Raw genomic sequence first — 16,583 nt, 5'->3', positions numbered from 1 at the left:
TATTTTGAAAAGACTACTTTTAGCTGAAGACGATTTTGATTTTGCAGCCATTTTAAAACAATATTTAGAATTGCATCAATTCGAAGTAATCTGGGCAGAAAATGGAGAAATAGCTTTAGACTATTTTAAAACCCAAACTTTTGATATTTGTATTTTTGATGTAATGATGCCCAAAATAGACGGATTTTCACTGGCCGAAAAAGTAATTACAATCAATCCCGAAATTCCATTTATTTTTCTGACCGCAAGAAAGTTAAAAGAAGATAAAATCATCGGATTAAAACTAGGTGCAGACGATTATATCATAAAACCTTTTGAAGTCGACGAACTAATTTTGCGTTTGCAGAATATTCTAAAGAGAATCGAACAAAAGAGAAGTCTGGAAGGAAATAATATAATTGAAATTGGCTCTTATGTTTTTGATAATGAAAGATTAACCCTCAACAATAAAAACCACGTTCAGCAACTCACAGAAATGGAAGCTTCTCTTATTGAGTATTTGTATCTAAACCATAACCAATTATTAAAGAGAGATCAAATTTTAATGTCGGTGTGGAAAAAAGACGATTATTTCTCAGGACGAAGTATGGATGTTTTTATCAGCAGGCTTAGAAAATATTTTAATTCAGATCCTAAAATCAAAATTGAAAGTGTTCGTAATATTGGCTTAGAATTTAAAATAGAAAAACCTTGATACATCAAGGTTTTTCTATTTTAAATAAGATTTATTTTCCAAGAACCCAACCTAAAGTAAAGTTTCCAACCGGTACAAATTCTGTATCGTATTGGTCAAAATTCACTCCTGGTCCAATATTAAATTCCAGATTAAATTTCCCTTTGTAGGTACGTTGCAATCCCCAAAGTGCAGCTACAGTAAATGATGAATCATAATTACCATAATCATCATTCGTTGAGATGGATTTAAAATTATAAAGTGCATTTGCAGCAATATAATTTCCAGAATTAAAAGCGGTTCTTTTTCCTTTAGCAGCTCTTTTTTCTAAATTATAATAATGACGAAATTGTTCACTAATAAGCGGAAAGAGATACACGTTTCCATCGTTATGATAACTATTATATCGATATCCAAGACCTAAAGCTATTTCAGAATAAAGTGTGTTCTTTTCAGAAAATCCGTGTTCATAGACAAATCCAGGAAATAACATGTTGATTTTAAACTGATTTTTTCGAACAGCTGTAACTGCTTCATCCTGTGCGTAAGATGCATTAAATAAAAAGGCAAATAAAATAGCGAATAGGTAATTTTTCTTCATTGGTGGTTTTAAATTAGTTGTGGCAAAAATAGCATTTAAACAATATAATCAAATTAAAAAAATAAAAAATTTTCTTACAGTATATTAAGTAACTGCTTTATCCTAAAGTCAATCGATTCTATACCGCATGATTTCTACTGCAAATCATATAAGTTCTCTAAGTAATTGTATAACAGTCGTAAAGTTTTTAGAAAGTAAATTTGATAAACATTAAAAATCAAAATCATGAACCTAAAAAGATTATTTGGAGGAATACTTACCATTCTTGGAATTGTAGGTCTTATTTACACAGCAGTTATTTTTGCTGATACTTCAGGAGGAGAGCGAGATATTAAATCGCTAATTATTTACGGAATCCTTGGAATCGTTTTCTTTACATCCGGAATAAGTTTAGTTAGAACTACAAAAGACGAATCGTAGACGGTTGTAATTTTACAATAATGCATTTGCGATCTTTTCATAAAGAGGAGTCGTAACACCATATTTTAAACCTTCGTTGACTACAAATTGTGTCAACGAAGTTGCTTCTGTATTTCGATTTGCCAGTAAATCTCTGTGCATGGATGAAGTCGCTTCTTTAGGCGATTTTTCAAGCTTAATAATAGTTTTACCCACAATATCATCAGGCAATTGCAATCCTTTTGCTTTGGCAACTGATTCAATTTCATGAAGTAATTCTACATAAACCTTCATAGATTTCTTTTTCTTTTGAATTTCACCAATATTCTGATTTAGGTAAGAAGTCGCTGAAGCCAAAGCCGAAATAAAAATAAATTTCTCCCAAACCGTTTCTTCAATATTATCTACCAAATAACTTTCAATCTTCGCTTTTTGAAGGATGTTTTGCAGTTCTTCTAATTTATCAATTGAAGTGGTTTTTGAACCAAAAAACAGTTTTTCATAAAATCCTAACCTGCGAATTGTTCCCGGTGAGGCAATCATCGAAACAATATAAACACAGCCTTGTAAAATATCATTTTCAGGAAATATTTTCTGGATACGTTCTGGCGCATCAACACCATTGTATAAAGGAAGAATTACAGTTTTTGGAGTGATGCATTTTTGCAACGAAAGCAAACTTTCTTCAATATCATAGGTTTTGGTAGCACAAATTAAATAATCTAAAACACCAATTTCATCTGGATTATTCGAAACCAATTTTGGATACGCTATCACTTCAGAATCGTCGTTGATAATTTTCAATCCGTTCTCCGCGATGGCTTCTTTTGTTGCGCCTCTGGCAATAAAGACAACTTCAACTTCAGTTGAATTATAATACGCTTTCGCCAAAAGTCCACCGAAATATCCTCCTACTCCACCAAGTCCTAAAATTCCAATTCTTATCATAATATTTAAAATTCCAATTCTTAAATTCCAAATTCCAACTAGCTGCGATAATAAAAAAACAAAACAAAAAACAGTACAAATCCGTTTAAATCCGTTTCATCCGTGTGCCAAAACTACTCCTCAATAACAGGTTCCAAATTCAATTCCGTAAAATCATGCTCTGTTTTCGAAATTACAATTGTGGCAACTGTATTTCCAATTATGTTTGTAATTGCTCTTGCTTCACTCATAAATTTATCAACGCCCAGTAAAAAAGCCAAACCTTCAACCGGAATTTTATGAATGGCTGTCAAGGTCGAAGCCAAAACAATAAATCCGCTTCCGGTTACGCCTGCCGCACCTTTCGAAGTAATCATCAAGATCCCAATTACGCTCAAAATCTCAGCAAAACTCAAATGCACATCATATAATTGAGCAAGGAATATCACCGACATTGACAAGTAAATTGAAGTTCCGTCCAAATTAAAAGAATAGCCGGTCGGAATCACCAAACCTACTACCGATTTACTGCAGCCCATTTGTTCCAGTTTTACCATTATGCTTGGTAAAGCCGCTTCAGAAGAAGATGTTCCCAAAACCAATAAAAGTTCTTCTTTGATGTATTTTAGAATCGAAAGGATATTGATTTTATAATATCTTAGAATAGTTCCCAAAATCATGAAGACAAATAAAGCCATCGTCAAATAAACGCAAAGCATTAATTTTCCTAGTGGAATCAAAGTTTGCAACCCGAATTTTCCAATGGTATAAGCCATTCCTCCAAAAGCACCAATTGGAGCCAAGTACATTACATATTTCAATCCGAGGAAAACTACATTCGAGAAACGTTCTAAAACCAAAATAGTCTGTTCTCTCTTTTGATAAAAATTCAAGGCGATTCCGCAAACAATTGCAGCCAACAAAACCTGTAATGTAAAATTAGAAAGGAAAAACTGCAGCCACGAAAAATTCTCCGCAGCATGATTCGTGTATTTGCTTGCATCCTGCAAAGCCAAACCTGATTTGTCAATTTTACCGGGCTGAAAGAAATAAGCAACGCCAACCCCAATTGCTAATGAAATCGTCGAAACCACTTCAAAATAAAACAAAGCTTTTACACCAATTCTGCCTACTTTTTTCAGATTTCCCATTCCGGAAATTCCCAAAACAATCGTCAGGAATATAATCGGACCTATAAATAGTTTGATAATATCGACAAATGTTTTTCCGACAATTTCCATTTTTACACCATTTTCGGGCGAAAAATGTCCGAGCAAAACACCAGCAATAATGGCAATTAGAACCCAAAAAGTAAGATTGGTAATTACAGCATGAAAAGTGCTTTTCTTAGTTTTCGGAGAAGAGTTTGGAGTAGGGATATTCATGAATTTGATTTAGCGCTTTCACAAATATATAAAAAATGCAGACCTATAAGCCGGATTCTGTCCCTGATAAATCAGGGCCTTATCATTTATCTAGATCCAGCATTACTACTGGACTCAAGCTACCTACCCTTCAACAACGGACGAGAAGCCCTTAAATGCTGATATACTTGGTATTTCACCGCATAGAGTTTACCTGGTTTCACTACAGCATTACCTGTACATACTTTCTGTTGCACTTGTCCTTGCGCCATTTCTAACGCCGACGGGTGTTACCCGCTATGCTTCTCTGTGGTGTCCGGACTTTCCTCCCCCCAACGAATTGAGCGACGATAAGGCGGTCTGCGGTGCAAAAGTAGCGATTTATCAACGAAGAATCAGCCATTTAAATTTCCGATTTTTATAAATTTTTCATAATAATTTAATTTTAAATTGGTTACCTTTAAAATCCTTAATTTTTAAATCAATTATCATGACAAGAATGTATCACTACGCAACTGTTTCAAAAGCTTTGGACCAACTTCATGAAAAAGGATTTACATGCGATTTTAATCGAAACTCTGAAATGATTAAAAAAAATCCTGAAAAATTTGAAATTGTACATGTGTATCGATACGAAGGGGATTCAGATCCAGGCGATGAGGCAGTTGTATACGGAATTAAATCGAATTCGGGCAAAAAGGGCGTTTATGTAGCAGGTTTCTCCGCCGATTCCGATCAGGAAACCGCAAAATTTTTATTTGATTTGAGTATAAAGGGTAGGTGATTTTTCAGGAGCTAATCCTGCTGTCCTTCCAAATCTTTTGTGGTGAACCCCACCACAAAAGGATTTTCCCTCCCATCAGGGCTAGGGCACTCAGTTTCAAAAGAAGTTAATAATCTTGTCATTTCGAGGAACGAGAAATCACATTCAGAGCGTACGAACTGTAAATCCGTAATGTGATTTCTCGTTCCTCGAAATGACAAAAATGAGAATAAAATACTTAGCGAACTTCGCGTAAAGCCCTTGCGCTCTTTGCGGTTAAGTAAAGCGGTTAAAACAAAAAAAGTCCATCATAAAATGACAGACTTTCAAAACACTTCGCAACTAAATTACGAAGTTGGTATCTTCAATTTCCAACCCGGCTGAATCAGGTCTGGATTTTTAATAATATCTTTATTGGCTTCAAAAATATCCTGCCATGAAACACCATGATCTTTTCCTATTTTTGACAAAGAATCGCCACTTTTAACTGTATATTCAGTAGTTGTTCCTTCGGTAACTTCAATATTCATCACCACATCAGCCGATCTGTAATCAGGATCTAATGTTCCGTAACTATCCCAAAGTTTCTCTTTATCAGCTGCAGATTTTGCCGTACCATCAATATACAATACATTATCCTGTTCTCTAACTTGTAAATTTGCTACACCCAAAGAAGAAGCCAAGTCTGTTAACTCTTTGTATTTCTCTTGTAAACTCATAACATCATTATTTAATAGTTAATTTGTTTTCTACTTTTTTAGGTTTCAATTCCTGCACACTCTGAATTAATGGTGCTAATTGGCTGCGTTTAATTTCTCCTGTAAGTGTTACGACACCATTAGCAACAGTTGCACTAACACCATTATAAGCTTTCACCACCTCATTAACCGAAGTTGTTAAAACAGTATCCGGATTAATTTCAACCGGAGCAGGTTCGGCCGCTACAGGTTCCGGAGCTATAATCTCGCAGTTATTCACCACCGATCTAACGCCTTTAACTCCTTTTACAATACTTTCTGCATTTTGTTTAACGCTATCATCCTGACAAGTACCCGAAATCGTAGCAACACCTTTTACAACCGTGACATCAACTCCCGGCAGGCCACTAATTTTTGCATCTATTTCCTTTTCAATATCTGCGTCTTTAGGACCACAGGCGACCAACAGAAAAGCAAAGCTCATTCCTAATAAAATTGATTTAATTTTCATAATGATATTTTTTTAGTTTAGTAACTTTTAAAGTTAAAAAATTAAAAATCAACATTTTACACAATTATGTTATCAAATTTATATTATTTCCAGTTTTTTTTAGTTTACAGTAGCTGTATAGAGTCACAGTTTTAAGTCCGTGATATCAAATATCAAGACTGAAAACTATGACTGAGACTGTAAACTAAAATATTAGTCTAAATAATCAGGGGCGAACATTTGGTGTCCGTATTTTTCGAAAAAGGAATTCTGTAAAGCATTCCAATAATCATATAACTTCCTTGTTTCTAAGTAAATGTACTTTTACGAAAATTAGAAATTATGATACATCAATTAAAACCTTCTATATTAGTCGAAACACCGCTCGGAACCGGTCAGGCTATTTTTCTTATTGATTACGGAATGCATCAGAATACTTGTTGGGTTGTCGCCTTGCAAGAAAATGGGGTCATAAAACATTTTGACTGCAATGATGTAATTCTTTCTACAAATTATACTTACGGAATGAATCTTAGAAAGAATAATTTTAAAGAAAAAAAAGACGCATCTAAGTAATTTGAAATCCATTTGACAAGAGTAATATTGTTATTTTTTAATTTAAATTTTAAATAACAAGACCTTACTTTCTGATATTCAAAACACTTAAAATCTTTCATTTTTTAAATTTTCAAATCATTAAATTATACCCTATATTTGCTATCGAATAAAATAGAATATGGAACAATTTGTAGTATCGGCTCGTAAATATCGCCCACAGACCTTTAAGGATGTTGTAGGTCAGAAAGCCATTACCAACACTTTGTTGAATGCTATTGATAGCAACCATCTTGCTTCTGCCCTTTTATTCACAGGACCACGTGGTGTTGGAAAAACGACCTGTGCACGTATTTTGGCCCGTAAAATAAATCAGCCAGGATATGATGATCCAAATGAAGATTTTGCTTTTAACGTTTTTGAGTTAGATGCGGCTTCAAATAACTCGGTTGATGATATTCGTAACCTTATTGATCAGGTTCGAATCCCGCCACAAACCGGGCAATACAAAGTCTATATTATTGACGAGGTTCATATGTTGTCTTCGGCAGCTTTTAATGCTTTTTTGAAAACATTAGAAGAACCGCCAAAACATGCTATTTTCATTTTAGCAACAACAGAGAAACACAAGATTATTCCAACGATTTTATCTCGTTGCCAGATATTTGATTTCAAAAGAATTACGGTAAAAGATGCTAAAGAACATTTGGCAGAAGTTGCAACAAGTCAGGGAATCAATTTTGAAGACGATGCTTTGCACATTATCGCCCAAAAAGCAGATGGTGCCATGCGTGACGCTTTATCTATTTTTGACCGTGTAGTTTCCTATTGCGGAACTAATTTAACGCGTCAGGCCGTAACTGAAAACCTAAACGTTTTAGATTACGAAACTTACATCAGCATTACCGATTTACTTTTAGAAAATAAGATTCCGGATCTTTTACTGGCTTACAATGATATTCTGGCAAAAGGTTTTGACGGACATCATTTTATTGCTGGTCTGGCTTCGCACTTTAGAGATTTATTGGTAAGCAAAACGCCTGCAACTTTGAGTTTACTTGAAGTTGGCGAGCAAGCACAACAAATGTATGGTGTTCAGGCTCAAAAATGTTCTCAGGACTTTTTATTAAAAGGAATTGACATTGCCAACGATTGCGATTTAAAATACAAACTAAGTCAAAACCAACGTCTTTTGGTCGAATTATGTTTGATGCAATTAGCCTCTATCAACTTTGATGGAGAAAAAAAAAAGTTGAGCAATTCATAATTCCGCCTACTTATTTTAAAAATGGAGGTTATTCTATAGTTGAAGTTAAAAGTCAAAAGTCGAATGTCGAAAGTTCTACTGAAACTTCAAAAAATTCTTCTGAAGCTTTAAATCCACAAAAAGAAGAAATAGTTTCAACTGCAAAAGCTGAAACCCCTGTTTCTCCTTCCGTTGAAAACCAAACTTCTTCAACTGAAAATCAACCGAAAAAAGTTTCTGCTTTTTCTCTGGCGAGTATTCGTGCGAAAAAAGAAATGGAAGAAAGCAACAGATCTTATGTAAAGCCTACTTCTGTTTTACCTACTGAAGATTTTACAGAAACAGAAATGTTGGTACAATGGAACAAATATGCGCAACGTTTGGGTGAAAAAGGTTTCAAAATCATGGAATCGCTATTATTGATTAACGACCCAAAATTAAACGGCACACAAATTACTCTTGAATTACCAAATGAAGGTTCTAAATTAGATTTTGAAAGTCAGCTAAATGGGCTTTTAGGGCATTTGAGAGGGCATTTGCACAATCACGATATTTCAATTGAGATTATTGTAAACGAAGCTATAGAAACTAAAAGAAGTTTTAATGACCAGGATCGCTACAATCGTTTATTAGAAATCAACCCAAATATTGAACTTTTACGTACAACTTTTGGATTGGATTTACATACTTAATGTTTTTGTTCGTAATACTGTTATTTATTTCTTAGTCCGAAATCATATACTTTATCGAGCCATTTTTCTCTTTGAGCTTCATTGGATCCTTTAATAATCCCAATATAACTGACTTTTACAGGTTTTACACCGCAGAATTCCAGGGTTGATTTCTTTAATTGATTAACGCTTGGCCTCGCATAAAATAATCTGTAATACCAGCCTGGCTGATCTAAAGTTGTTATAATGTGTGCCGTTTTTCCTTTTAAAAGTTTATCCCACCAAACAGAATTTTCACGATACTGAAAAGCCATTCCGGGTAAAAACAAACGATCAATAAATCCTTTTGTGATGGCCGGAAGTCCGCCCCACCAAACAGGATGAATCCAAACTAAATGATCTGCTTTTTGGATTTTCTCCCAGGAGTCTAATAAATCAGGTTCTAATTCGGTTCTTTTTTGATAACCAAATTTTAAATTCGGGCTAAAATTTAAATTGGCGATTGTAATTGTTTCTACTTGTGCGCCAGAAGTTATAGCACCTTTTTGGTAAGAATCTGCGATAGCGAAATTGAAACTTTCCGAATTTGGATGTCCGTTTATGATCAGTATATTTTTCATATTTACATTTTTTTTCAAAAATACAATTCGCATGAAAAATGATACTGGACAAATGTCCTATAAAGCAGCCTTTCGGATTCTGCTTAAATGTCTTGGTGTAATACCTAAATAAGACGCAAGATATTGAAGCGGAATCAGCTTAATGTATTTTTGATGGTTTTTATACAACTCTTCATAACGTTCTTTCCCTGATAGTTTCTGAAAAGAAATCATTCTTTTTTGAAGCGTTACATATTCCATTTCAGTCAATTTTCTACCGATTTCCTGCCAGTGAATTCCTATTTTATAAAGTTTTTCCAGATTTTCATGAGTGATAATCTGTAATTCTGTATCGGCCAAAGCCTGAATATTTTCCTGAGCTAATTCACGGGTTATAAAACTGGAAAATGACGCCATAAATTCGTTTTCGAAAGCAAAACAATTGGTAACTTCATCACCTTGATGATTAAAGAAATACGAACGTAAAATTCCTTTTTTTATAAAAACAATTTCATTACTAACTTGGTTTTCAGTTAATAAAAAATCTCCTTTTTTTAGATTTCGAAAAGTGATTAAATCGTCAAGCTTATTTAATTCATTGTCTGATAAAGAATGAATCGACTGAAAAACAGTTTTCATGAATTAATTTTTTGAAGCAAAAACTCTTTCAATTCTTTTATCCGGAATAAGCCATGACATTGCAACAATGAAATAAGCTGCGCCGGAAATCCATTCGTTATAAAATGAAGCCACAATTCCAACCGTATATAAAATTACTGAAGCTTTCCCTTTTACATCTTTCGCCAGCGCTTTTGCTAATACAGAATCTCTTCCTTCGACATCTAATACCGTTTTTTGAAGAATTACATATGCTATAGCACAAAGCAATAAGATACCGCCATAAAATGCCATTGCTGCTTTTGCAAAATTATGTTCACCCATCCAGCCTGTCGCTACAGGAATTAGTGACAACCAAAATAGTAAATGTAAATTGGCCCAGAGTATTTTTCCGTTTACCTTAGATAAACCGTGAAGTAAATAATGGTGATTGTTCCAGTAAATTCCAACATAAATAAAACTCAGAATATAACTTAGAAACTTTGGAATGAGCGGTTTTAAATCGGCAAATTCATGTCCGTGTGGTACTTTAATTTCTAAAATCATTATGGTTATAATGATTGCTAAAACACCATCACTAAAAGCTTCGAGTCTGGTTTTATTCATTTTATGTAAGTTTTAAAAAAGGGTTTGCCACAAATTACACTAATTTTCACTAATTTTTTATTCTTGGAGAATATATTAAGTTCGTGTAAATTTGTGAAATTGCTTCGCAAGTTCGCTATCGCTCGAGTCGTGGCAACAAAATTATGTTATGGAATTAAATTTTACCGTAGTACATTGCTTTTACGATACCATCAGAAAGTCCGATTTTTGGAACGTAAATTTGGCGTGCTCCACTCCATTTCATTGCGTTAAGATAAATTCTTGTTGCGTGGATAATTACGTCGGCGCGGTCAGAGTTTAGTCCTAGTTCGGCGATTCTTTGTTCGTATGTTAACGAATTCAAGAAAGCATATTGTGAATTGATGTAAATGTAAGAAAGCGGTTTTTCCTGCTGTTTTCCAGACATTTTAAACAATTTATTGATATTTCCACCAGAACCTATCAGCGTTACTTCTTCATAATCTGCCGTATTGGTTTTAATCCATTTTTCGATTTCATCCCAAACCACATCGCAAACCATATCATTTAGCAAACGAACTGTTCCGGCTTTAAACGATCTTGAATTAATCATTTTTCCGTCAGAGAATAACGTGAACTCGGTACTTCCACCGCCGACATCTACAAATAAATAAGTTTCGTCTGTTTTTAATAAATGATGCAAATCTGTAGAAGCAATAATAGCAGCTTCTTTTTTTCCATCAATAATTTCGATTTTTATGTCGGCTTTTTTCTTAATCAAAGCGACAACTTCTTTGGCATTATACGCTTCACGCATTGCTGAAGTGGCAAACGCCATATAACGTTCTACTTTATGTACTTTCATCAAAAGATTGAATGCTTTCATCGCATCCACCATTCGATCTATATTTTCTTCTGAAATTTCTCCTACAGTAAAGGCATCTTGTCCCAAACGAATTGGTACACGAACAAGGGAACTTTTATTAAATTGTGGTTCTTTACCTTCTTGTTCTACAACATTCGATATCAGCAGCCTCATGGCATTTGATCCGATATCTATTGCTGCAAACTTCTTTATATTAATCATGCTCACTTATGATTTGAAATTGATTTTGGTTTTTATTAATTTATTTTCTGAGGAATCTGCTCTAATACCGCAATTTTATTTTGGTAATATTTATAGGTTTCAAGCTGAGCTCTAAATGGGGCATGATGATTTCTAGGCTTGTATTTATTATCTAATTTATAGGAATGATATCTCACTTTAACATTCCCTTTCCATGCAATATTAAAATTATCAATAAGTTCTTTTTTAATTTCAAGATCATAAATCGGACAAGTAACTTCTACCCTTCCGTCCAGGTTTCGGGTCATAAAATCGGCAGATGAAATATAAACTTCGGTTAAACCGGCGTTTCCAAAAATATAAACTCTTGAATGTTCCAGATAATTATCTACAATACTTATGGCCTCGATGTTCTCACTCATTCCTGGAATTCCCGGAATCAAAGAGCAAATTCCTCTAACCTGTAACTGAATTTTCACTCCGGCATTACTGGCTTCGTATAATTTATCGATCATTTTAAAATCAGACAAACTATTCATTTTAAGCTTTATATGCGTTTTTCTGCCGGCAAGCGCGTGCAAAATTTCACGGTCAATCAGTTTTATAAATTTGGTTCGGGTATAATGTGGTGATACAATCAAATGTTTGTATCGGTGTACTCTATAATTGATATCAAAGAATTCAAATATTTTAGATATGTCTTTCAAAATTCCCTGATGACAGGTAAAAAGCGTAACATCAGTATAAATTTTAGCCGTAGATTCGTTGAAATTTCCGGTTGAAATAAATCCGTAGCGCCTTGTTTTTCCGTCTTCAACTCTTTCAATAACACATATTTTGCTGTGTACTTTTAATCCTTTAATTCCGAAAATAAGATTAATTCCTTCTGTCTGCATTTGTTCAGCATACGAAATATTCGTTGCTTCATCGAAACGAGCCTGCAATTCAATTTGAACTGTTACTTTTTTACCATTTTTGGCTGCATTAATCAAAGAACTGATAATTTGTGAGTTTTTGGCCAATCGGTATAAAGTAATCTTTATACTGGTTACTTTAGGATCTAAAGCAGCCTCACGTAAAAACTTCGTCAGATAAGAGAATGACTGATATGGGGCATGCAATAAATAATCTTTTTTATTGATTTTCTCCAATATACTTCCTCCTAAACTCAATCCCGGAATTGGTAATGGTTCATTTGGTTTATAAAGCAAATCGTATCGTCCTAAATTGGGAAAGTTCATGTAATCACGACGATTATGATATCTTCCTCCCGGAATAATACTATCTGTCTCGACAATTTTCATTTTATCCAAAAAGAAACGCAAAGTGTCTTCTTCAATTAAATTATCATAAATAAAACGAACGGGTTCACCTATTCTTCTGTCTTTTACCGAAGAAGCAATTTTCTCGAGCATACTTTTACTCAAATCACTATCGATATCCAACTGTGCATCACGTGTAATTTTAATCATGTGTGCCGAAACACTCTTATAATCGAAAATATTGAAAATATTCTTCAGATTATATCGAATCACATCATCAATCAAAATAACATAATGTTTATCATCATGCGATGGCAGAACCACAAATCTGTTTATTGTTTTTGGGATTTCAATAACCGCATAACGAACTTCATCATTTTGATTCATTTCCAGACGAACAGCCAAATATCCTAAAGTATCCTTAAGAATAGGGAATTCAGCTAAATCATTCAGGATGATCGTTACCAGTTCGGGACTCAATTTTTGAATAAAAAAATCTTTCAGAAATCTTTCCTGATCGTGCGTAATTTGATCTTCATTAATGATGAATATGTTTTCAGCTTCCAATTCAGCTTCGATATTACCTAAAATACGAAGACTTTCAGATTGCTGCTGAATAACTATTTCTGTAATATCTTTTACTAACTGATGGGCAGAAACGCCTCCTAAATATTTTTCGCCAGAAATTCCTGAAAGGCTTAGTCTACGGATTGCGGCATAACGAACTCTAAAAAACTCATCTAAATTGTTCGAAAAAATTCCAACAAAACGCAACCTGTCTAAAAGTGGTACTGTGTTATCTGCTGCTTCCTGAAGCACTCTTGCATTAAACGCTAACCAACTTTTTTCTCTATCGATATATTTCTGTTCGTACACTTTATTTATTTTAAATCTTTGGGGAAAATTGTTTTATGGGTTTTGCCTTTATTGATGTTATCCCAGCTTTCACTGTCGAATTGTAATGATACAAAACCTGAAGTCGGGACGTTTTCGATAAAAACATCCCCAAATTTATTAACAAAATTTGTAATAGCCTCGTTATGTCCAAAAAGAATAACGCTTTCGAAACTATTATCACATGATTTAATAACCTTTTCGAGCTGTCTTTCATCAAAAGTATAAAGATCGTCTTTATAAACGATACTCTCGATAGGGTATGAAATATTTTGGGCAAAAATTAAAGCAGTCTCTGAGGCGCGTGCCGCAGTGCTACTCCATATTATATATGTTTTTGGAAGAAATTTTGAAATATTGGCCGATACATCATGCGCATCTAAAATCCCTCTTTTCATTAAAGGTCTGTCAAAGTCTTTTAAAGGTGCTTCCCAACTTGATTTAGCATGACGTATTAAGATTAAATTTTTCATAGGCTGAAGTTATTTAGAAACATCAAAAAAAGAAGTTCTGATTTATTGAAGTTCTAATTTACAAAAGAAATTTTAATAGTTCTCACTTTTTTATTTCTGTTAACATTTAGCTCAAAATTTTAACAAGAAAAAAGAAGAGGCCGGAATGAAGAAAATCAAAAAATAAAAATGTTCAATTTTAAAAAAAAGTGTACTTCATCTATTAAACCATTCACTTAGTCGATTTATTCAAATTAATAAATTTTTAACTAAATATCTGATTATCAATTATTTATAATCGATCAAAAATTGCTTTTTAACTGGAAAAAGTAAAAAAACGGCAATTTTTTATTTGTTAGAAATGGCATAAAAAAATGTTTTTTTGATCATTATTTAACAAAAAAAATACATTTCAACGAGTTTTTAGGTTAGTTACAGACAAAAAAAATCAAAATAAAACACTCTATATAACTTTGATTATGTTAAAAATGAACAAATACCAAAAAATAAAAACCCAAGTTATGAGAACTAAAACTACTCTAATAAAAGCCTTAAAATTTGTCAACAATTGTAAGTTTATTTTTTCGTTCAGAAAAAACATCTTCCAAAAAAACATTTTTTCTGCACTGTTCTGTTTCATTATACTTATTTCATTTGAACGAGCCAACTCTCTCGATCTAATTCTAAAGATCGATACCCACAGAAGTAATAAAATTTCTTCTCTAGATGTCTACTGCAATTCAAATATTCCAAACATTGCACTTATTAGGCCTTTTACAGATTCTTTTAAAAGTACTATAACGGAATTTAGTATTGCTTTTCAATATAAATCCAACAATTCTATTACTACTTAATCTATTTCATTTATAAAGTATTAAAAGAAATACACTCCCAAACGAAACAGGAAAGCCTCTTCAAATATCAGTTCCTTGTTATTGCCGATCGATAATTTTTAATCAAAACAAAACTGATTAAAAAAATATATAAGTCTCATAATAAAAGTATTAAAGTTTTAAAAATTAGAGATTATGAAAAACATTACTTCTTCTTTAAAAAATATCAATATTAAAGGCGTTTTTATAGCGTTACTTTTAATATTTAATGTCCATAATTCGTTTTCACAAGTAGATTTGAGAACATGCGGCTTTGCCTGTACATCCAACAATTACACTTTGACGGATGTTTACTTAAGTCTTTCTGATGTAAATGGAACTCCAATTACTAATACGACTTGTACCATTGGACAGGTACAGCCCGTATACATCTATCTTAATTATTCTTCAAATTCAAATTCCAGTATTCACTTCACAAGGTTAAACTCTGATTTAACTATAAATGGAGTTACCACTTTTTTAAATGTTTTATTGGGAGATATTATGCCGGGAAGTAATAAAAAGTTAATATATGGACCATTTAATTGGGTTTGTGGTCAGGAGCTAAGTCTTAGCAATACTATAATAGCCTGGAAAACGAACAGTAACAATGACCCTGGACCAAATTATAATTGTGGCAGTTTTACAAACTCACAATGTGATTTCACAAATTCATTTACAATATCTAAGCCTTTAGCTGTTCAATTTACCTATAAGGCGTGTAAAGTGGGCACTAACACAACTGTTGTCTTCAACTCCACAACCAATGGAGGTAAAACACCATATACATATGCATGGGATTTTAAAAATGATGGTGGGCCGGCAGATTCAACCAGCCCTAACCCAACCTATACGTATACAACTTCAAATAATACAGCAAGACTAACAGTAACCGATTCTCAAGGTATATCAAACTTTTATACACTTCCTATAATTGAGCCTGCAGAGTTGACGTTAAGTGAATCTCATACCAATGTAGGTTGTAGTGGAGGAACCTCAACTATAATATTAACTCCTGCAGGTGGAACTCCTTCTTATACTTACTTATGGAATACAGGTGCTACCTCTAAAGATTTGACTAATGTAGCGCCAGGAACTTATACAGTTACAGTTACAGATGCAAACAATTGTACCAAACAACTCTCTGTAACGATAAGTAGCGGTGATTTAATCAAGCCAATAATTGATCCTTTGCCAGCTCCCTCTTCCATTAATTGTCCTGACACACCAATATTTGCTCAAGCTACTGCTACCGATAATAGTGGTACTGTAGCTTCTTTAACTTATGTTGACTTAAATACTCCCGGATCTTGTGTTGGAACCTATTCTCTTACAAGAACGTGGACCGCAAAAGACGCGTGTAATAACGAATCCCTTCCGGTAAGTCAAACTATCACTGTTACAGACAATACAGCACCAACCTGGACAACATTAGCCACTTCGCTAGACGTCACTCTGGAATGTAGCAACTCTGCAGATTTGACAACAGCTCAAAATCAGGCACCTCAAGCCACTGATACATGCTCTTCAGTAACATATACAAAAACAAGTGGCGCATTTGTCCCTTCTTTATTATGTGTGAATGCCGGAACTTATACCAATACCTGGGTTTCCAAAGATGACTGCGGAAATACCTCTGATGTCTTTACTCAGATCATCACTATTGAAGATACTACAGCTCCAAAATGGACAACTGCTGCAACTGCCCTTAATGTAACTTTGGAATGTAGTGATACTCAGGGATTGGCCAATGCACAAACTGCACTACCGATTGCAGCCGATTTATGTGATACCGATGTAAGCAATATCATCAAAGTAAGCGGTTCGTTTACAGCTTCTTCAGGCTGTGGAAATGCCGGTACTTATACC

18 protein-coding genes and 1 other RNA gene are annotated in these 16,583 nt (G+C 33.8%); 7 read left to right on the top strand and 12 right to left on the bottom strand.

Annotation, left to right across the window (positions count from 1 at the left end; all coding sequences use genetic code 11):
* The first annotated feature begins 4 nt into the window (after positions 1–4).
* Positions 5–694, top strand: coding sequence for a response regulator transcription factor (locus BUA98_RS21870; RefSeq protein ID WP_072976096.1), 690 nt, complete (start codon positions 5–7; stop codon positions 692–694).
* Between the two features lie 31 nt (positions 695–725).
* Here the strand turns inward: BUA98_RS21870 and BUA98_RS21865 are convergent, their stop codons facing one another.
* Positions 726–1,274, bottom strand: coding sequence for a DUF3575 domain-containing protein (locus BUA98_RS21865; protein ID WP_072976094.1), 549 nt, complete (start codon positions 1,272–1,274; stop codon positions 726–728).
* A 225-nt stretch (positions 1,275–1,499) separates the two neighbouring features.
* On the opposite strand from BUA98_RS21865, the gene BUA98_RS21860 reads away from it, so the two are divergent.
* On the top strand, positions 1,500–1,694 hold the full coding sequence (locus BUA98_RS21860) for a hypothetical protein (RefSeq protein ID WP_026984339.1): 195 nt from the start codon (positions 1,500–1,502) through the stop codon (positions 1,692–1,694).
* Between the two features lie 12 nt (positions 1,695–1,706).
* On the opposite strand, the gene BUA98_RS21855 is transcribed toward BUA98_RS21860, so the two are convergent.
* From BUA98_RS21855 to rnpB, 3 genes are all read right to left on the bottom strand, one after another.
* On the bottom strand, positions 1,707–2,621 hold the full coding sequence (locus BUA98_RS21855; RefSeq protein WP_072976092.1) for a ketopantoate reductase family protein: 915 nt from the start codon (positions 2,619–2,621) through the stop codon (positions 1,707–1,709).
* A gap of 113 nt (positions 2,622–2,734) precedes the next feature.
* Positions 2,735–3,985: a cation:dicarboxylate symporter family transporter gene (locus BUA98_RS21850; RefSeq protein WP_072976090.1), complete on the bottom strand. Its 1,251-nt coding sequence runs from the start codon at positions 3,983–3,985 to the stop codon at positions 2,735–2,737.
* Between the two features lie 30 nt (positions 3,986–4,015).
* Positions 4,016–4,331: RNase P RNA component class A (gene rnpB, locus BUA98_RS21845), an RNA gene on the bottom strand.
* 123 nt (positions 4,332–4,454) lie between these two features.
* Between rnpB and BUA98_RS21840 the strand changes: the two genes are divergently transcribed.
* Positions 4,455–4,748, top strand: a complete 294-nt coding sequence (locus tag BUA98_RS21840) for an SH3 domain-containing protein (protein WP_072976089.1) — start codon at positions 4,455–4,457, stop codon at positions 4,746–4,748.
* A gap of 326 nt (positions 4,749–5,074) precedes the next feature.
* On the opposite strand, the gene BUA98_RS21835 is transcribed toward BUA98_RS21840, so the two are convergent.
* Positions 5,075–5,446 (bottom strand): LysM peptidoglycan-binding domain-containing protein, encoded by a 372-nt coding sequence (locus BUA98_RS21835; RefSeq protein ID WP_072976087.1) that lies wholly within the window; start codon positions 5,444–5,446, stop codon positions 5,075–5,077.
* A gap of 7 nt (positions 5,447–5,453) precedes the next feature.
* Complete coding sequence (locus tag BUA98_RS21830) at positions 5,454–5,936, bottom strand: BON domain-containing protein (protein WP_072976085.1); 483 nt, start codon at positions 5,934–5,936, stop codon at positions 5,454–5,456.
* A gap of 321 nt (positions 5,937–6,257) precedes the next feature.
* Between BUA98_RS21830 and BUA98_RS21825 the strand changes: the two genes are divergently transcribed.
* The 3 genes from BUA98_RS21825 (at position 6,258) to BUA98_RS21815 (ending at position 8,408) form a co-directional block, all read left to right on the top strand.
* A complete protein-coding gene (locus BUA98_RS21825; protein ID WP_072976083.1) occupies positions 6,258–6,491 on the top strand; it encodes a hypothetical protein in 234 nt (77 codons plus the stop codon).
* A gap of 160 nt (positions 6,492–6,651) precedes the next feature.
* On the top strand, positions 6,652–7,737 hold the full coding sequence (gene dnaX, locus BUA98_RS21820) for a DNA polymerase III subunit gamma/tau (RefSeq protein ID WP_072976081.1): 1,086 nt from the start codon (positions 6,652–6,654) through the stop codon (positions 7,735–7,737).
* A gap of 254 nt (positions 7,738–7,991) precedes the next feature.
* The gene (locus BUA98_RS21815) at positions 7,992–8,408 is read left to right on the top strand and encodes a DNA polymerase III subunit gamma/tau (RefSeq protein ID WP_072976079.1); all 417 of its coding nucleotides are present in this window, start codon (positions 7,992–7,994) and stop codon (positions 8,406–8,408) included.
* A 20-nt stretch (positions 8,409–8,428) separates the two neighbouring features.
* On the opposite strand, the gene BUA98_RS21810 is transcribed toward BUA98_RS21815, so the two are convergent.
* The 6 genes from BUA98_RS21810 to BUA98_RS21785 form a co-directional block, all read right to left on the bottom strand.
* Positions 8,429–9,007, bottom strand: coding sequence for an NAD(P)H-dependent oxidoreductase (locus BUA98_RS21810; protein ID WP_072976168.1), 579 nt, complete (start codon positions 9,005–9,007; stop codon positions 8,429–8,431).
* Between the two features lie 57 nt (positions 9,008–9,064).
* Positions 9,065–9,625: a Crp/Fnr family transcriptional regulator gene (locus BUA98_RS21805; protein WP_072976077.1), complete on the bottom strand. Its 561-nt coding sequence runs from the start codon at positions 9,623–9,625 to the stop codon at positions 9,065–9,067.
* 3 nt (positions 9,626–9,628) lie between these two features.
* Positions 9,629–10,210, bottom strand: coding sequence for a TMEM175 family protein (locus BUA98_RS21800; protein ID WP_072976075.1), 582 nt, complete (start codon positions 10,208–10,210; stop codon positions 9,629–9,631).
* Between the two features lie 154 nt (positions 10,211–10,364).
* A complete protein-coding gene (locus tag BUA98_RS21795) occupies positions 10,365–11,255 on the bottom strand; it encodes a Ppx/GppA phosphatase family protein (protein WP_072976074.1) in 891 nt (296 codons plus the stop codon).
* A 35-nt stretch (positions 11,256–11,290) separates the two neighbouring features.
* Positions 11,291–13,372, bottom strand: coding sequence for a polyphosphate kinase 1 (gene ppk1 / locus BUA98_RS21790; protein WP_072976072.1), 2,082 nt, complete (start codon positions 13,370–13,372; stop codon positions 11,291–11,293).
* 5 nt (positions 13,373–13,377) lie between these two features.
* On the bottom strand, positions 13,378–13,863 hold the full coding sequence (locus tag BUA98_RS21785) for a SixA phosphatase family protein (protein ID WP_072976070.1): 486 nt from the start codon (positions 13,861–13,863) through the stop codon (positions 13,378–13,380).
* A gap of 1,007 nt (positions 13,864–14,870) precedes the next feature.
* On the opposite strand from BUA98_RS21785, the gene BUA98_RS21775 reads away from it, so the two are divergent.
* Positions 14,871–16,583, top strand: a 1,713-nt coding sequence (locus BUA98_RS21775) for a PKD domain-containing protein (protein WP_139257042.1), incomplete at its 3' end; no start/stop codon positions are given.

Source organism: Flavobacterium saccharophilum, from assembly GCF_900142735.1.
Classification (GTDB): Bacteria; Bacteroidota; Bacteroidia; order Flavobacteriales; family Flavobacteriaceae; genus Flavobacterium; species Flavobacterium saccharophilum.
This window is presented reverse-complemented; position numbering and strand designations above follow the sequence as displayed.